Source organism: Acinetobacter sp. AYS6, from assembly GCF_025630795.1.
Taxonomy (GTDB): Bacteria; Pseudomonadota; Gammaproteobacteria; order Pseudomonadales; family Moraxellaceae; genus Acinetobacter.
Genome location: NZ_JAOTNV010000010.1, coordinates 120,621 through 137,240 on the forward strand (window position 1 = coordinate 120,621; position 16,620 = coordinate 137,240).

At 34.1% G+C, this 16,620-nt stretch carries 15 protein-coding genes; 7 read left to right on the forward strand and 8 right to left on the reverse strand.

Features of this window, described 5'->3' with window-relative positions:
* Positions 1 to 16: 16 nt before the first annotated feature.
* Both bfmR and OD757_RS16310 read right to left on the reverse strand, forming a co-directional pair.
* Positions 17 to 733, reverse strand: a complete 717-nt coding sequence (gene bfmR / locus OD757_RS16305; protein WP_003653488.1) for a response regulator transcription factor BfmR — start codon at positions 731 to 733, stop codon at positions 17 to 19.
* Positions 730 to 912, reverse strand: coding sequence for a hypothetical protein (locus OD757_RS16310; RefSeq protein WP_034679197.1), 183 nt, complete (start codon positions 910 to 912; stop codon positions 730 to 732). The genes bfmR and OD757_RS16310 overlap by 4 nt, the downstream gene beginning before the upstream one ends.
* Before the next feature lie 353 nt (positions 913 to 1,265).
* On the opposite strand from OD757_RS16310, the gene OD757_RS16315 reads away from it, so the two are divergent.
* The 3 genes from OD757_RS16315 to OD757_RS16325 all read left to right on the forward strand — a co-directional run bounded on the left by OD757_RS16315 (position 1,266) and on the right by OD757_RS16325 (position 5,710).
* Positions 1,266 to 4,097 carry a ribonucleoside-diphosphate reductase subunit alpha gene (locus OD757_RS16315; protein ID WP_263032504.1) on the forward strand — a complete coding sequence of 944 codons (2,832 nt, stop codon included), beginning with the start codon at positions 1,266 to 1,268 and terminating at the stop codon, positions 4,095 to 4,097.
* A 56-nt stretch (positions 4,098 to 4,153) separates the two neighbouring features.
* Positions 4,154 to 4,288 carry a preprotein translocase subunit YajC gene (locus OD757_RS16320; RefSeq protein ID WP_263032505.1) on the forward strand — a complete coding sequence of 45 codons (135 nt, stop codon included), beginning with the start codon at positions 4,154 to 4,156 and terminating at the stop codon, positions 4,286 to 4,288.
* A 138-nt stretch (positions 4,289 to 4,426) separates the two neighbouring features.
* Complete coding sequence (locus OD757_RS16325) at positions 4,427 to 5,710, forward strand: ribonucleotide-diphosphate reductase subunit beta (protein ID WP_009393831.1); 1,284 nt, start codon at positions 4,427 to 4,429, stop codon at positions 5,708 to 5,710.
* Positions 5,711 to 6,213: 503 nt separating this feature from the next.
* Here the strand turns inward: OD757_RS16325 and OD757_RS16330 are convergent.
* The 6 genes from OD757_RS16330 to OD757_RS16355 all read right to left on the reverse strand — a co-directional run bounded on the left by OD757_RS16330 (position 6,214) and on the right by OD757_RS16355 (position 12,833).
* Positions 6,214 to 6,579, reverse strand: coding sequence for a hypothetical protein (locus OD757_RS16330; protein ID WP_263032506.1), 366 nt, complete (start codon positions 6,577 to 6,579; stop codon positions 6,214 to 6,216).
* 71 nt (positions 6,580 to 6,650) lie between these two features.
* Positions 6,651 to 6,932 (reverse strand): hypothetical protein, encoded by a 282-nt coding sequence (locus OD757_RS16335; RefSeq protein ID WP_263032507.1) that lies wholly within the window; start codon positions 6,930 to 6,932, stop codon positions 6,651 to 6,653.
* A 47-nt stretch (positions 6,933 to 6,979) separates the two neighbouring features.
* Complete coding sequence (locus tag OD757_RS16340; RefSeq protein ID WP_263032508.1) at positions 6,980 to 8,143, reverse strand: cupin domain-containing protein; 1,164 nt, start codon at positions 8,141 to 8,143, stop codon at positions 6,980 to 6,982.
* A 47-nt stretch (positions 8,144 to 8,190) separates the two neighbouring features.
* Positions 8,191 to 10,305 carry a peptidase domain-containing ABC transporter gene (locus tag OD757_RS16345; RefSeq protein WP_263032509.1) on the reverse strand — a complete coding sequence of 705 codons (2,115 nt, stop codon included), beginning with the start codon at positions 10,303 to 10,305 and terminating at the stop codon, positions 8,191 to 8,193.
* Between the two features lies 1 nt (position 10,306).
* Positions 10,307 to 11,482, reverse strand: coding sequence for an HlyD family secretion protein (locus tag OD757_RS16350; RefSeq protein WP_263032510.1), 1,176 nt, complete (start codon positions 11,480 to 11,482; stop codon positions 10,307 to 10,309).
* 751 nt (positions 11,483 to 12,233) lie between these two features.
* Positions 12,234 to 12,833 carry a TetR/AcrR family transcriptional regulator gene (locus OD757_RS16355; RefSeq protein WP_263032511.1) on the reverse strand — a complete coding sequence of 200 codons (600 nt, stop codon included), beginning with the start codon at positions 12,831 to 12,833 and terminating at the stop codon, positions 12,234 to 12,236.
* Between the two features lie 121 nt (positions 12,834 to 12,954).
* Between OD757_RS16355 and OD757_RS16360 the strand changes: the two genes are divergently transcribed.
* From OD757_RS16360 to OD757_RS16375, 4 genes are all read left to right on the forward strand, one after another.
* Positions 12,955 to 13,284, forward strand: a complete 330-nt coding sequence (locus tag OD757_RS16360) for a darcynin family protein (RefSeq protein ID WP_263032512.1) — start codon at positions 12,955 to 12,957, stop codon at positions 13,282 to 13,284.
* A gap of 333 nt (positions 13,285 to 13,617) precedes the next feature.
* A complete protein-coding gene (locus OD757_RS16365; RefSeq protein ID WP_263032513.1) occupies positions 13,618 to 14,259 on the forward strand; it encodes an HIT family protein in 642 nt (213 codons plus the stop codon).
* Positions 14,256 to 15,533: a phosphotransferase gene (locus OD757_RS16370; protein WP_263032514.1), complete on the forward strand. Its 1,278-nt coding sequence runs from the start codon at positions 14,256 to 14,258 to the stop codon at positions 15,531 to 15,533. Before OD757_RS16365 ends, OD757_RS16370 begins: the two co-directional genes overlap by 4 nt.
* A complete protein-coding gene (locus OD757_RS16375) occupies positions 15,518 to 16,585 on the forward strand; it encodes an AIR synthase related protein (RefSeq protein WP_263032515.1) in 1,068 nt (355 codons plus the stop codon). Before OD757_RS16370 ends, OD757_RS16375 begins: the two co-directional genes overlap by 16 nt.
* The last annotated feature ends 35 nt before the right edge of the window (positions 16,586 to 16,620 follow it).

Consider the following 16,620-nt stretch of genomic DNA (forward strand, 5'->3'; position numbering starts at 1 on the left):
GAAGTTTATGCAGATCTTATAACCCATTGGTTTCTTTAACGAACAAGTAACCTTTACTACGTACTGTTTTAATACGCTTTGGATTTTCAGGATCATCGCCAATTTTTGGACGAATACGTGAGATACGGACATCGATTGAGCGGTCCTGACCATCGTATTCGATACCGCGTAAACGTTCGAAGATATCTTCACGCGATAAGATACGGCCAGCATTTGATGCAAGCAACCATAATAGGTCATATTCTGCGCTAGTGAAATCAACAAGCTCACCATGCAGCGTTACTGAACGGCCGCCATTATCAATCACAAGGTCATCAAACTCGATACGTTGTGCAACTTCGTCTTCTACAGTTTTATCTGTACGACGTAATAACGCACGGATACGCGCTAAAAGTACACGCGGTTGAACTGGTTTAGCGACATAGTCATCCGCACCCATTTCAAGGCCAAGTACCTGATCCATATCTTCTGTACGTGCAGTCAACATCAGAATCGGTTGATGGTAATGTGGACGAACTTCACGGCAAACGGTTAAGCCATCGGCACCCGGCAACATGACATCCAAGACCACTAGATCTGGTTGTTCACTAATAATACGACGAATTGCACGGTTACCATCAGTTTCTACACCAACTTCCAAGCCGTTGCGGATTAAATACTCTTGAGTTAATCGTGCTAAACGCTCGTCGTCTTCAACGATCAGAATCTTTGGTAACTTTTCTTCTTGGCTCATATCATTGCCCCTATAAATCTCATTACATGCATCTTAAAAATCTTGCAGATACATTCGTTTATCATTTGCAATATACACACGTTTACATTGTAAACAAGTAGGCGTTCACCAAACTGATACATGACAACTGTGTTTTGTTGCATTTTATTAACCTTTGAATTTTCTCGTGTTTTTAACATTTAGTTATTGTTATTAAATTTCATATTCTATTCATATTTCCAATGTATGAATATTAAACAAATTATTTCTCTACCCCTATTAATTGTATTTAAGTGATTGTTTTTTGAGTTATCCACAAAGTTATCTATAAGCGATTCTTAATAGCTTTGCTATGCTATCTCCCATCAAATCATACAGATAAAAAATTACTAAAAAGTCAAGATTGATCTGCTATGAAAAATCCCGTATCTTGTGTTCAAAATAAACTTTAACTACTAAGTCTTGTGTTTATCCCTCAAACATCGTGGCATACTTTTTGCTCGGTTCAAACGGTCTATAAACATAACAAAAGTGACAATGGAGCTATGCTGGCATGAGCGTAATTACTTCGACTCCCGGTCAAATTCAGGTGATCAAACGCACTGGAGATGTTGCTGCATTTGATGCAGAGAAAATTTCTGTTGCGATTGGTAAAGCTTTTCTTGCTGTGGAAGGTCAACAGAGTTCGGATTCAAGCCGTATTCACGACCGTATTACCCAGTTGACGGAAATGGTATTAAATACTTTCACTCGCCGTTTACCATCAGGCGGTACGATCCATATTGAAGAAATTCAAGATCAGGTTGAACTTGCCTTAATGCGTACCGGAGAACAGAAAGTTGCCCGCGCTTACGTGATTTACCGCGAACAACGTACGAATGCTCGTCAGCAAACGAACTCAAACCACCACCCTACATTACAAGTGACCGATGCAAACGGTCAGCTTCAGCCACTTGATTTAAGTGCATTGCAAGCAACTGTAGCGAAAGCAGCTGAAGGTTTGGAAGGTATTGACGTTCAGGCTATTGTCGATGAAACCGTTAAAAACTTATATAACGGCGTAAAAGAGAGTGATATTGCCACTACGATGATGATGGCAACACGTACTCGTATTGAACAAGAACCAAACTATACTTACGTTACTGCACGTTTGCTTTCTAGTGAATTAGTGAGCACAGGTTTAGCATTCTTAGGCTTACCTACAGATACTCCTGAAAACACTGCACTTGAAGCCTTTTTGAAAAAAGGTGTAGAGCTTGATTTGCTTTCACCTGACTTGCTTGACTTCGACTTAGAAAAACTATCAGCAGCAATTCAGCCAGAACGCTCTAATCAGTTTACCTACTTAGGTTTACAGACTTTATTTGACCGTTACTTCATTCACTCAAACGGCGTTCGCTTCGAATTACCACAATTATTCTTCATGCGTGTGTCGATGGGTCTTGCGTTAAATGAAGAAAATAAAGAAGAACGTGCAATCGAGTTCTATAACTTGTTGTCTAGCTTCGACTACATGGCTTCTACGCCTACCCTATTTAACTCAGGTACATTACGTCCACAGCTTTCTAGTTGTTACTTAACAACGATTGGCGATGACCTCTATGACATTTATGGCGCAATGCGTGACAACGCAATGCTTTCTAAATGGGCTGGTGGTTTAGGTAATGACTGGACACCTGTACGTGCACTGAACTCTTATATCAAGGGTACAAACGGTAAATCTCAGGGTGTTGTTCCATTCTTGAAAGTTGCCAACGATACAGCTGTTGCAGTAAACCAAGGTGGTAAGCGTAAAGGTGCCGTATGTGCATACTTAGAAACTTGGCACTTAGACATCGAAGAGTTTTTAGAACTTCGTAAAAACACAGGTGATGACCGTCGCCGTACACATGACATGAACACTGCGAACTGGGTTCCAGACTTGTTTATGCAACGTGTATTTGAAGATGGTGAATGGACACTATTTACTCCTTCTGAAACTCCAGACTTGCACGACTTAACGGGTGCTGAATTTGCTGAGCGTTATGCTTACTATGAGTCTGTAGCGAAAGAAACAAACATGCTACACAAGAAAGTACGTGCTAAAGACTTATGGCGCAAAATGCTTTCTATGTTGTTTGAAACTGGTCACCCGTGGATTACGTTCAAAGATGTATGTAACTTACGTTCACCACAACAACATGTTGGTGTAGTTCACTCATCTAACTTATGTACTGAAATTACCTTGAATACAAATCAAGACGAAATTGCAGTATGTAACTTGGGCTCGATCAACCTTGTACAACACGTTAAAGGTGGTGTGTTAGATCGTGAGAAGTTAGCTCGCACAATTAAAACAGCAGTACGTATGCTCGATAACGTTATCGATATTAACTACTACGCTGTACCACAAGCGAAAAACTCGAACTTGAAACACCGCCCAGTGGGTATGGGTATCATGGGCTTCCAAGATGCTCTATATGAAATGAACATCGCTTACGGTTCTGATGCTGCTATTGATTTTGCTGATGAATCAATGGAAGTAATTAGTTACTACGCGATTGAAACTTCAAGCAACTTGGCTGTTGAACGTGGTGCTTACTCAACATTCAAAGGTTCATTGTGGGATCAAGGTATCCTTCCAATCGACTCTTTGGAAATTGTTGCGAAATCTCGTCCAGAACGCATGTTCGAAGTTGACCGTACTCAACGTTTAGACTGGGACACTTTACGTGCCAAAGTTCAAAAAGACGGTATGCGTAACTCAAACGTGATGGCGATTGCTCCTACTGCAACCATCTCTAACATTTGTGGTGTTTCTCAGTCTATTGAACCAACATTCCAAAACTTATATGTAAAATCTAACTTGTCTGGCGAATTCACTGTGATTAACCCTTACCTCGTTCGTGCATTAAAAGAACGTGGTCTTTGGGACACAGTAATGGTTAATGACTTGAAACACTTCGAAGGTTCAGTACAAAAAATTGCTCGTATTCCTGAAGAATTAAAAGCAATCTTTGCTACTGCATTTGAAGTAGATACACGTTGGATCGTTGATGCTGCATCACGCCGTCAAAAATGGATCGATCAAGCTCAGTCGCTTAACTTGTACATTGCTGGTGCAAATGGTAAGAAACTTGACATCACTTACAAGATGGCATGGTTACGTGGTCTTAAGACGACTTATTACCTCCGAGCTTTAGGCGCGACTTCTGCTGAAAAATCTACAATTAACACAGGTGCTCTAAACGCAGTTAAACCTGCGTCTGTTGAAGCGGCTCCGGTTGCTGCCCCTGTTGTAGAAGCGAAGAAACCAGAAGCTGCTGAAGAAGATGGTTTTACCCAAGCGGCTCCAGTGCCAATGGCTTGTTCAATCGACAACCCAGATTGTGAAGCTTGCCAATAACATTTAATAAAATTGCTCTTTTTCACTAAAGGGCAATTTTACAAGAGGTAAAGATTATGCTTTCTCATCTCAGCCATAACTATATGCTTGGTGTTGGAGTTTTAATCTTTGCCTTTCTTTTCTTTTATATACCGCTGGTTTACGCATTTTTCACAATACGTAAGCAACAGCGTAAGCAAAATAAGTTGTAGTGAGTAGAGACCAGAGGCCCAAAATTTGGTCATGCATCAATAAAACTTAATTTTGTTTACACATTAAAAGCGTATAGTAGGGACATCTTCGTTTAAGAGATGTCAAATATAGATATACACAACGAAGAGAGAACAAAAATGTCTATCCTTAGTTGGGACGATTTTGAAGATGATTCGCAAAAACCGACTGCACCTGAACACAAGTCTGCGTCCATCCAACCGGAAAAAACGCCTGATTCGCAGAATGTATCTGCTGCGCAGCCATCATCGCAGAGCATGGCAGCTCCACAATCCGCTGGAACCCATTCCGTGCGACCAACAGTTGCCTCCGATACGGTGGCTAGAGCCTCTGCAGCCTTAGAACATTTAGATGTTGCCCCTGGCCTTGAAGAGCTAGAAATGGGCGCGCAACGTGTTCAAGTTGACGACAAAGCAATGATTAACTGTCGTGCAGACTTGAACCAGCTTGTGCCATTTAAATACGAGTGGGCTTGGCAGAAGTATCTTGACGGGTGTGCAAACCACTGGATGCCGCAAGAAGTAAACATGAACCTAGACATCGCGCTTTGGAAGTCTGAAAACGGCTTAACTGAAGATGAGCGTACGATTGTGATGCGTTCTTTAGGTTTCTTCTCGACTGCGGACTCTTTGGTTGCAAACAACTTAGTATTGGCAATTTACCGTCACATTACTAACCCTGAATGCCGTCAGTACATTTTGCGTCAAGCATTTGAAGAAGCAATTCACACTCACGCTTACCAATACTGTATCGAATCTTTAGGTATGGATGAAGGCGAAGTCTTCAACATGTACCGTGAAGTTCCATCTGTTGCGCGTAAAGCAGCGTGGGGATTGAAATATACTCAATCTTTAACTGACCCTAATTTCCATACAGGCACACCTGAAAACGACCAGCGTTTACTTCGTAACCTGATCGCATTCTACTGTGTCCTTGAAGGGATCTTCTTCTACTGTGGCTTTACTCAAATTTTGAGTATGGGTCGTCGTAACAAGATGAACGGTGTTGCTGAGCAATTCCAATACATCTTGCGTGATGAGTCTATGCACTTGAACTTTGGTATCGACATGATTAACCAAATCAAGATTGAGAACCCTCACCTTTGGAGCGCTGAGTTCCAACAAGAAGTGGTTCAAATGATTGTTGAAGGCACAATGCTTGAAATCGAATATGCGCGTGACACAATGCCACGTGGTGTATTGGGTATGAACGCAAGCATGATGGAAGAATATTTGAAATTCATCTGTAACCGTCGTTTATCTCAGTTAGGTTTACCAGAGCAATTTGCTGGTGTAACGAATCCATTTGCGTGGATGTCTGAGATGATGGACTTACGTAAAGAGAAGAACTTCTTTGAAACTCGCGTAACTGACTACCAAACTGGTGGTGCGTTAAGCTGGTAAGTTTAAGCATCGTCATGCGACACATGAGTTAACATTTACGAAACATGTAACGACATTACGCGGCATATATAATGCCACTGAAATAAAAAATCCGACATAAGTCGGATTTTTTATTGTTCAGAATGTCATCTTCATTGATAGAATGGAGATATAAACTAAAAACAAACATTTAAATTACGATAATTTAATTAAAAATGTTAAGTATCTTGACAAAAAAATTCAATTAAATTTAAGAAAATCTTTTCACAAGCAGATAGACTTTTCTAAGAAGTATTCCATATAATAATATTAAAGTAATTTTTGATAAAATTAATTAAGCAAAATTACAAAAAACTTTAAATTAATTATAATTTTTTAATAAAATTAAGGAATAATCCAATTAAAGTACAAAACTAAAAAACGTATTTTTTACATTAGTGACATAGGAATTATTACTTATTATTCCCAACATTTAAAAATAAACTTTAGTGAGCTCAGTTACTTTAACAAAGCTCACTATTCTCTTATTTAAAAAACTTAGTTTTAATAAAAAACACTAACGAACCAAGCTGCATTAAAAATAAAGATAACAGCAAAGAAATTAAAGCACCTTTTAAATCAAAATAACCTAAAATAAAGCAAATAAAGATAAATAATAAAACTACCAAAAAAGACAGAAATAAAGAATTTAAATATTTAAAACCACTAGCATTCTTAATGTATACATACCCCAAATAAATAAAAAGTATATAAGTTAAATAAGTACCAATTTCTACTGCATTATTGCTATCAAAACTAAAAACAAAGCGAAGTAATAGAGAAAATAAACTACCTATTAGAAAAACAATAATAAATCTAGTAACACCAAAACCAAAATAATCCAAGTTCATAATATAAATTCTCTATACAAAATAATTAACAACTACTCTATAAAAGAGTAGTTGCCTTATCCATTTATAAATTAACTGTAATCTGTACTACCACCACAATAATCAGTACCACCATTTAATGCTTCACCAATCATTGAAGTAGCACCTATTATTGCCTCAAATGCCGGAGTTTCAACAATTACACTAGTCATCCCGCCTCTATCATAGGCATCGATATACTCTTGTGTTTTATCAGCCATTTCACCGATAGCCCATCCCACAACACCATCAGTAATAGTCCCTTTTGCAGAAGAACCAGACTCACCTGCTCCACCACCAATATTTTCAAGTTCTTCTAGATTTAAAGTTCGCATTTAAAGCCTCATATTAGAATAAAATTATAATTTAAAAGTATAAAATATTATTCAAAGCGAATAATATCAAAACAAGCTAATTTAAAAAGCATATTTTTGATATACTTTTTGTCAAGATTTGGCATTTTTTTAAACAATGTATAAGTAGAAATACCATGATGATCAAGTATGCATTGTAGAACTTTTCTCATTTCAGGCCTACTTTCAATTTTTAAAAAAGTACCATTAGCAATAATATCTTTTTCTAAATCCTCCACGCAATGAAATAAATTAATATATAGTGATTTTTCTTCAGGTATTTCTTCAATATTAGGATCACATAGACTATTTAAATTTAATGTATCATTAGTTCTATAATGTTCAACAGCATGTAGGCGGTGAAAATTTCTTAATAATTCCGGATCAGTTAATTTCTCATGGATAAGATTTGCATATGCAGTCAAATCATCAATAGAATTATATGAATTTAAATGCATTCTAGCTTCTGAATGACTTGGTAAAATATTTTGAATAATCCAATGCAAATAATCATTTCTATAAATAGCATATGTACCTACACTTAAATGAACTGTGCGCTCTCCACATGGTACTGGATCGTGCCACCATCCTCTAGGAACATATAATAAATCACCTTCCTCTAAAATAACTTCCATATAAGGTTCAGTAGTTGGACATTTTACTACATGCTCCATATCTTTACTTTGCTGGCTTGGTAAAGGATATTCAAAATTTGGTTCATGCAATATCCATTTTTTTCGACCTACTAATTGTAAAACAAATACATCACGCGTATCCCAATGAGCACGGAAAGAACTATCATCTTCATTCCCGTAACTAATATATAGGCTTGATAATGCAGGTCGATTTGCTATTTCTTCAATTTGTTTATGATAGTTATATATTAAAGGCTCATTATATATTTTATTAGCAATAAGTGTCGCGCCACGTCTCATATAATCAACTAATGCTGCTTTTATAAACCGATGACGTACTTTTCCTACATCTTGAAAACTTTCAACATATTTATTTTTTGGTAGAACTTTTCCTTCAAAATTAAGCTTAAAGTCATCTTGAATAATATCTGTGCGCAGCACTATTTCATCAATTTGTCGATCTGTTATTTGAGGGACAAAAGAATTTCTAACAAGAAATGGTTTTTTACTTTGGAATTCATTCCGAAATTTATTAGGTGAGATATCAAGTTTAATCATAAAATAATTCTTAAAAGTATAAAGTTTCAAAGCTAAAATTTGAGAGATCATTTGATCTTATCAAAACATATTTTTCCCTCCTTAAGTGAAATTACACGATCAGCAGACATAATTGTTTCTTTTCTATGAGCAATAATAACTCTGGTAATTTTTAAATCAGAAATCATTTGGTTAATTTCTTTTTCTTTTCGTATATCTAAATGACTTGTGGCTTCATCCATAAAAAGTATTTTAGGTTTTTGATAGAGAGCACGTGCAATTAGTATTCTTTGTTTTTGCCCTCCTGATAAACTACTTCCCATATCACCCACTAAACTCCAATATCCCATAGGCATCTTAATTATTTCATTATGAATACCTGCCATTTCAGCACATCGCTCAACCCATTCAAGATTTACATTAGAATCAAAAAAACTAATATTCTCAATAATATTTCCAGCAAATAAAGTATCGTTTTGGTCTACACAGGCTATTAATGACCTTAAGTTTTTTGTACCCAATTGTGAAAATGGAATATTATCAAGAAAAATTTCACCCGAAGTTGGTTCTAAAGATGCATTAAGTAAATTTAAAAATGTTGTTTTCCCACATCCGCTCGGTCCTGTAAGTGCAATACTCTGACCTGCCTCAATTGTTAAATTCAAGTCTTGAATAATTTCAGCTTCGAAATCCCCATATTTAAAACTAATATTCTCAGCTTTAATCTGACCTTTAATTTCCTGCTTTAAATTTGATGTTAGTTCAAAAGCTGTTACATCTTCTTGATCAGTTAAAACGATATCGCTCAATCTCTCACCATGAAGACTCAACATTTTTATTTGAAAATAGCTATCAATAAGGCTTGAAAATCTAGTTGAGAATTGAGTTTTATATGCAATAAATGCCGTAAGAAAACCAATAGTAAATGTTTTATCAATTACAAGATTTGCGCCAAACCATATAATTAATAAATTCTCAACTCCAAATATAAATTTATTAATTACTGAAATTACTACACTTAATTTTTGACTTAATAAGGAGTTATTTGTCTGATTAACAAACAAACCAAGCCAATTATTAGAGCGTTCATCTTGCTTATTATATTGCTTTATTGCTCTAATTCCTCGTATAGTTTCCATTAAATAACTATTTTGTGAAGCACTAAGAATAATTCCCTTTTCAGCCAAACTACGTAAAGGTAAATACGTGATAATTTTTAATAACAAATAAAGCATCATAGCAATTAATGTTATTAATGCTAATTGAGCACTAAAATAAAACATTAAGCAAAGTGTAAATATCGCTAAACAAGCATTTAAAAGTGTTATTATAAAAGTTGAAGTTAGAGTAGATTGTATAGGATCAATTGAATTAAACCGACTAATAATATCCCCTAAATGCCTTTTAAAAAAGTACTCATTAGGAACATTAACTAAATGATTAAGTACATTTGATTTCCACTGTACATTTAAAGTAGTAGAAACAAACATCCCTATTAGTGTTTGTGTTGTGGTTATAATAATATTAAAGATCATTAACATAAAGAAAGCTATTGTTAGAGTTAACAATAACTGTCTATCACCTTCTGGAATAACATTATCTAGAACAAATTGCATATATAGAGGCGAAACCAAACCTAAAACCTCTAAAACAACCGCCAGTATTAATATGTAACTAAATGAAGGTAACAGGTTTTTTAAATCATGTAAAAGATAGAAAAAATTAAATATTTCTTTTTTTTCATTCTTCTCAAATTTGGAATTTGGCCAGATTTCTAAAGCGATACCCGTAAAGATATCAGAAAATTCATCGATTGAAAAAAATCTTTTCCCCAAAGTAGGGTCAATCACTTCAATTTTTTTATTAACAGAAACTAATACAACAAAATGATCCATGTTAATATGAATAAGACATGGTAGTCTAAGTTTAGAGAGTTCATTCATCTCTAATCTTAAAGGTCTTGAGTTTAAATTTATTTGTCCAGCAATTTTTATTAAATCACTTAAACTACTGCCTTTTATTGAAACTGAATATTTTTGCCTTAATGTAAAGATTGTTTCATAGTGGCCATAATAGCTTGAAATCATAGCTAAACAAGCTAAGCCACATTCACTGCTTTCCGTTTGTAGGATTACTGGAACCTTTGATCTAAATGTAAATACCAAGTTTTGAATATAAGACATTTTAAATATTACCAGTCACTGTATACAAAGGTTCAAGTATCCATTCATAAATTTTTCTCTTCTCAAGCTTTATATCTGCTTCAAGTAACATTCCTACCTTTAAGTTTACTTCTTCTCCATATGCAGAAATAGTCTGCTTATCTAATGAGGCTTTTATAATATATACAGGCTCATTTGAAGTAATGCCTTGCATAGGTATCAGTCCTAATGAATTTAAATCTTGATAAGGAATTGGGGTTTCAGATATGTTTAATACTTTTGCTTTAGCTAACCCAAATTTTTGATATGGAAAAGCAAAATATCTAATTGAAACTTCTGTGTTAGGTTTTATAAAACCTATAGCATTAGAAGGAACGTATAAAAAACATACTAGCTTAGTGTTTGTTGGTACTATAGACATCAATATTTTATTGAGTTCAATTGTTTGTCCCTTCTCGATATTAATTATCGAAATTTTGCCATCAATTGGACTCTTTAATATTTGATCACTATTAGACTGATTCTGAATTTTTTCTTGATTAATTTCAGATTCTTCTCTTTTTAACTGTGTCAAATGTTTAAGATGTTCTTGTTCTAAAGATAAGATTTCAAATTTTTTATTTCTTAAATTTTCTTTTAAGCTGTCTAAATCATTCTCTATTTGTTTAAGTTGATTCTTAAAATCCAAAGTTTGACTTTCTTTTATTTGGACTTCATCCAAACTAGCCGCATTATTTCTATGGGCTATTTTATAACGTGCGTATACATCATTAGCTACACTCAATTTATATTTTGTAGTATAGAAAAGTTGATTTGCATTACTTATTTCTTTATTTATATATTCTAGCTCCTTAATCATATTTTGTTTTTTATTTTCATAAATTGTTTTTTCTTTAGCAACTTCTTTTGAAAACAACTCTGTACGCTGATTAGATTCATAACTAATTGAATCATACAAGTCTTTATTATTTTCTAAGAAAAATGAATTATTTATATGTAATAGATTCTGACCAATTTTTACAAAATCATTTTCTTTGACATAAATATCCTTCACAATACTAGTTCTTGTACTGTATATTTTTACGAACCCATCATTTGGCATAATTTGGCCTGAAACTCTAACTTTTTTAGTAAATTCACCTAAAAAAATAAAAATGAGCAAACTAAGGCCCATTAAGCCAAAAATAAGTGCTAACATCTTAAATGTAATTGGAACTGAAATGATTACATTCCCAACGAATCTATTTTTCCTTGACTCAAAAACCTCTTTTCGGAAAAGGCTATTATTTTTAAGCATAACAATTAATTTTACACTAGGACCAAAGGTTGAAATTATTTTAAAGTTAACCCAATTTTAACTTTGTTCGGGTTTAAAGCGGGATAATTTATAACATTTTTCTTTTATTGTCGATATTTTTTTAAAGAATAACTAAAAAATCACGATAGTATTTTTTCTTATATTACTAATAAAATCTACAAATAAACCGTATAATGAGTTTATAAAAACCATGCAAACTTGCTTATATAATGTGAGTAAATTAAATAATAGATCCAAAATAATTATCAAAAAACTTTATGATATTAATTTTTATTAAAATAGCCTCTTTTCTTTTTTCTCGTATTATTCTAACTATCAAAATTAAAAAATCTTTTAGAAGTTTTCTATCCAACTCATTACAAGAATCAATACCTAACACTATATTAAGCGTAAAGATATCTTGCTTGTCAACATATTATCTTATGTATCATTTTTCTTACAAAATATTAACATATTTGTTGTATTTTCACGAAATTAACTGATTAATTTCTATCTAAATATTTGTTTTATAAATAGAAAAAATAACAACTTATGCATCGTGTGGCGGTATAACAGTACAACACGTATACTGTAAAAAGGGTTGCTAATAGCAACCCTTTTCCATATCTAGAGATTGATAATTTAATAATATTTAGGTCAAATCTAAATACCCAAATACAGTCTTTTTAACTCGCTGCTGTAAATAAATTAAATCACTTTCCCCTGCTATGCCTGCCGCGTTAATCATTCCTTTGCTTAAAGCAATCACATCTTGTGCGGCTGTCTGTGCATGTGAAATGCCAGAACGCATAAACAAGTCAGAAATTATAGTTTCAAGTTCGTGTTGAAGTTCATTTTCCTCAGTGTCTTTACCAATGAGTTCAGAAGCAAACTCTAGTGTTCGTGCCAACTGCGGACGGCTCAATTGATGTTGCACAGCGGCCTGTATGACGAGTTTTAGTTTTTCTTTTAAGTCTGCGGCTTCATGTTGTTTTATGGCTTCAACGATACGACTTGAGAGTTTAGTGCGCTCACGTCGAATTAACTCGACGATTAAAGCATCTTTAGATGGAAAGTACTGATATAGGCTACCAATGCTTACGCCAGCAAGTTCAGCCACGGCATTTGTGTTAAATCCAGCAAAGCCTAATGACTCTAAAACGCGAGCAGCCGCCTCTAAAATAGCTTCAAATGTAGCTACTGAGCGTGCTTGACGCGGGCGTTTGCGTGGGTCTGGGAAGGTTTCTGACATGAGCCGAAATGCGAGTATGTAATGTGAGTAATCACTCATATACTGACTGAGTCATATTGATATGACAAGCAAATGCTGTCTTTTCAGTTGAACTTCAACTCGGCTCAGTCATGGAGTGGTTATGTCTAGAACCTATACTTTTTTTATTCATTTAAAAGCTTTGCCTGCTTGGTTGGTTCTAGCTCGTGAAAAGCGGGCTGAGTTTAGTGCACAGAAGCTTGAGCCTATTTTTGAGAAGTACCCGACTGTAAAAGTTCGGTGGTATGACGTTGAAGCATTTAGTACTAAAGCCAGTGATATTGCTGTGTTTGAGACGACATCTCTGCAAGATTATTATTTTGTGATTGATGCGATTCGAGATTCTGAATTTTGTACAGTGCCCTACTTTAAATTTGTAGAGATTATTCCTGCAATTGAAGATGGGTATGTGGAGTATGAGGGTTCTTTATAAAGGTTGAAGCTACTCTTTCTACTTTGCACACATACTACCCTTGTTGTGAGTTTTAAATTCTCTAACAAATTTTTGAAATACCTATACCTGTCTACTAAACTGGTGGAGCGTTAAGTGGGTAAGTTTAAACATATATAACATAATATATGTACTGTAAAAGAGCTGCCAATGGCAGCTTTTTTCTATTTGTTTTAAGAGTTAATTCTAAGACGCATTTTCTATATAAAATTAAATTCTTTTTTAAACTATAAAATAGTTTTAAGAAATTGTTTGTTTTTTGATATATTAAAACTTAATAAATTCATACTTATAAATTTATATAAGAGGTATTACATGATTAATGATTGTGTGTTTTGTAGGGAACTAAAAGGTAGTCGTGACACAAATTTTGCTGAACGATATCCCGAAATTCAAAGTAGAGTTATTTTCGAAACAGAGTCTTTAGCTGCATTCCCCTGCATTGGGCAACTAGTTTATGGGCATTTCCTTATTGTGCCCAAGAATCATGATTGCACGTTAGCGCAAACGATTAAAAGATTAAGTAATCTCAATCAAGAATTAATGCACATTCTTAACGAAGTACATTTAATATTAGGCTGCGATCTGGAAAAAAGCTTATTTTTTGAGCATGGAGCTTTAGGTCCAAATGATGGTAGTTGTGGAATTTACCATGCTCATCTGCATGTTTTACCTTCAACAAATAACATTGATCCAGTTAAGCTTCATAATTTTAAAAAAAATAAACCTTTAAAAACTATTGAAGCAGTATTAAAAAATACACCAATTGATAAACCATATATTTTTGTGGGAAATTTTAAAGATGGTTTTTACCAATCTTTATTAGAAGAGCCTTTACCAAGTCAAACTCTTAGAAAAGCGGTAGCTAATCAACTTAATATAAATAACTGGGATTGGAGAAAAATAGGGCAAGAAGAAAATATGGTTTCTATCCTTAAGCAAGTGGAATTAGCATGAATACACAAACTATAGATATACAAGAAAATATTCCACGAAACTTAGATCTAGTTGAAAAAATTAAATTTGAGTTCAGATTTGACCGTGACTTTGAGTTACATAAAGATAAGGCTCAAACAAGAATTGAGCTGATCCAGCAAGTTATTAACAATCATTTAAATAGAAATTTCACTATTGATAAAGTAGATTTGTATCCGGTAGCTCGTGCTGGGAAAAGTGGTAGTGAAGTTTTTTATTTTGATTATTATATTACAGATACCAGTACCCCTAGAAGATTTATTGCAAAATTTCAAGATAAGAATAATACAAATAAAGAACTAGAAGCAGCTACCAGAGCTGAGCACCACTCCTTATGTACACGAGTAATTTCAGAAGAACACTCCTCTATAGATTTAGGTGTGATTGTTTATGATTTAGCAAAAGTTCCGAATCATCAAGAATTTCGAGGATTTTTCCTAGAGATGCAGAATTCTCACAATGATTGTGCGATAGCTCTTGATTCGGTTTTCAGAAAAGTTTGTTTATATACTAATAATATAGGTTCAATAAACTTTATGGAGGATTTTTCAAGATATCTAAATCGGAAAAATAAACCACTTGAAAGAATAAAAACCCTTATCGAATCTTCTAAATCTTATCCAGGTATTTATCAACTTGGAGACAGTATTTTTGAGCATTACTCCAGAGTTGAAAAAGAGCTAAATTTTCCTTTTGTTCCTTATTTAGTCCACGGAGATCTACATGCAAGAAATTTAATTTTAGATGCTAAAAGACCAGTTGATACTGAATTAATTGATTTTGGATGGAGTCATTATGGACATCCTGCCAAAGATTTTGTACTTATAGAAGCAACTTTAAAATATATGCTTTTGGCTGAATTACTACAAAAAATAAAAAGACCCTCTAGAGAGCATCCATTACATATATCTATAGATATCTATGAAGAGATAGAAGATTTTCTATGTAAATACTGTTTTGAATTGCCTACATGGGATATTTTTATTGATCAAGTAAAATCAATTAATAGGCTTGAGGATTATCAAATCGACGCTATACAACGTGTGTATCTTTGCATCTCTTCAACTCGTAAAGCAGCACAACCAGTGTTAGAAAAGTTTTGTGCTACTAATGAAAATGCTCCTTCTGCTGAAAAAAATTATTTTGCCAGTCTCTTTTTAGTTGTCTTAGGGCTAAGCGGCTATGATGAAATGGAATTAATTTGGACACTAATTGGCTTAGATAAGATGGGAGCAGCAATATGGCAATACCATTAACTGTTTCAGACTTGGGTGAAATTCAATTATTAAAAGAAATATTTATTCCTGATGTTACTTCCCATACAGATGAAGTAAATGATGATTGCGCTCATTTTCAAGCTAATGGAAACATGCTTTGGTCAATTGATCCTTGCCCCACGCCTATGGCCAATTGGTTTGGTAAGGCAACACCAGAAGTATGGGGTTGTTATACAGCTATTATAAACTTATCAGACATAGCAGCTTCTGGGGGAACACCAGTAGGTATGTTGGTGTCTTTAGAAATTCCTGATAATACTCCTGTTGAATTTCTTAAAAGATATCAAAAAGGTTTGATGTCTGCCTTAAAAAAAGCAGATGCAAAATTACTAGGGGGTAATCTCAAGAGTGCTGCCAAATTTGGAGCAACAGGTACTATTATCGGTAAAACGACTAAAAGACAAGTTACCCGAAAAATAGAACAAAAAGATTGTACGATCTATTTAGTTGGCAAATCTGGTCGTTTTTGGTCCTCTGTAATTGGAAATCATCTTGGGTGGGGTAATCTCTCTATAACATTACAAGATGAGTTAAATGAAGCTCTATGTTTCCCTACTCCACAGACAAAAGCTGGACAAGTAATTGGTTCATTGGATTTTGATGTTGCATGTATGGATTGTTCTGATGGTGCAGCAAACGCTCTGTTTCAGCTTGCTCATTTAAACAATTTAGATATAACCGTTCATAACAATATCGAATGGGATCTTAATCCTCAAGTTAGAGAACTTGTATTAAATAAAAATATTAATTTAGATAATATTTTCTATAGTTTTGGTGATTGGCAATTGACTTGTGTGGTGCCAAATGAAAATAGTGTGATATTTGAAAGTAAGCTCAATGATTTTGTTCTTACAAAAATAGGTCATACTCAATTAGGTATAGGTAAAGTTAAAACCGAAGATGGGCGTGTTCTTAATAATAATAGTCTTAATCAGAACTTTTCTGGTGGATATAACTCAATTAATACGATAGAGGATATGATTAGTAAATTTATGAATATACCAATATTTATTGATGACAATCTAAACTAGCTCAGTGAATTCAAATTAAATTTTAATCTTGCCTC